The 1104-nt window shown below is 75.5% G+C and carries 3 protein-coding genes; all 3 read right to left on the bottom strand.

The features are described 5' to 3' along the window. A partial coding sequence (locus H5J30_RS34970) for a MogA/MoaB family molybdenum cofactor biosynthesis protein (protein WP_181791821.1) occupies positions 1 to 419 on the bottom strand: 419 nt, incomplete at its 3' end. Continuing rightward, entirely contained in the window at positions 416 to 907 is a 492-nt protein-coding gene (gene moaC / locus H5J30_RS34965) for a cyclic pyranopterin monophosphate synthase MoaC (protein ID WP_018841820.1), read from the bottom strand. The genes moaC and H5J30_RS34970, both read right to left, overlap by 4 nt. Before the next feature lie 110 nt (positions 908 to 1017). Then, a partial coding sequence (locus tag H5J30_RS34960; protein WP_181791822.1) for a hypothetical protein occupies positions 1018 to 1104 on the bottom strand: 87 nt, incomplete at its 5' end.

Here is a 1104-nt window from a genome sequence, read left to right as displayed (position 1 = left end):
GCCAGCACCGCGAGCCCGTCGCGTACGCCGCCGGACGAGCCCGGGAGGTTCACGATGACCGTACGGTCCGCGACCCCGGCCAGGCCGCGGGAGAGCGCGGCGGTGGGCACCTTCGCGTACCCGTACGCCCTGATCGCCTCCGGTACGCCCGGCAGTTGGCGGTCCAGGACCCGGGCCGTCATCTCCGGGGTACGGTCCGTCGGCGACACGCCCGTGCCGCCCGTGGTCAGCACCACGTCGTAGCCCTCGGCGACCGCCTCGCGCAGCACCGCCTCCACCGCCTCGCCGTCCGGCACCACCCGCGGGCCGTCCGCGGCGAAGCCCATCTCCGTCAGGCCCGCGACGAGCAGCGGGCCGCCCGTGTCCGCGTACACCCCGGCCGCCGCCCGGTTGGACACCGTGACCGCCAGGGCCCTCACGGCCGGCTCCAGTCGCCGGACTTGCCGCCGGTCTTCTCCTCGACCCGCACGTCCGTGATGACCGCCGCCTTGTCGACGGCCTTGACCATGTCGACGACCGTGAGCGCCGCCACCGACACCGCGGTCAGCGCCTCCATCTCCACGCCCGTGCGGTCCGTGGTGCGCACGGTCGCCGCGATCTCCACCGCGTCGTCCGCGACGCCGAGGTCGACGGTGACGCCGGAGAGGGCGAGCGGGTGGCACAGGGGGATCAGGTCGGGGGTGCGTTTGGCGCCCATGATGCCGGCGAGGCGGGCAGTGGCCAGGGCGTCGCCCTTGGGCAGCGTCTCGCCGGGCGCGGTGCCGCGGAGCAGTTCGACGACGCGCGGCGAGACGAGGACGCGCCCGCTCGCACGGGCGGTGCGTGCCGTGACGTCCTTGGCGGAGACGTCGACCATGCGGGCGGCGCCCGTGTCGTCGAGGTGGGTCAGGCGGCTTGGCTGGCTCATGGCGTCAGGAGCTCCCGGGGTGAATTCGCGCGGAGCCACCGTACCTCCACGGCCTGCCGTTCGGCTCCGCGCGCTTCCCGCCCCGGCGTGCGCTCCGGGCCCGGCGCCGCTCAGTCCAGGAGTACGACGTCCACGGGCGACCCCGGCGCCACCTCCGTGGTCTCCTCCGGTACGACGACGAGCGCGTTCGCCCGCGC

Origin of the sequence: Streptomyces phytophilus, from assembly GCF_013870535.1 — a bacterium.
GTDB lineage: Bacteria > Actinomycetota > Actinomycetes > Streptomycetales > Streptomycetaceae > Streptomyces > Streptomyces phytophilus.
Note: the sequence above shows the minus strand (reverse complement) of the source record. Positions and strands in the feature narration are given on the sequence as shown.

What these genes read in the sequence shown, in the direction of transcription:
- moaC (WP_018841820.1), bottom strand. Translation starts at nt 907, where the DNA reads ATGAGCCAGCCAAGCCGCCTGACCCACCTCGACGACACGGGCGCCGCC.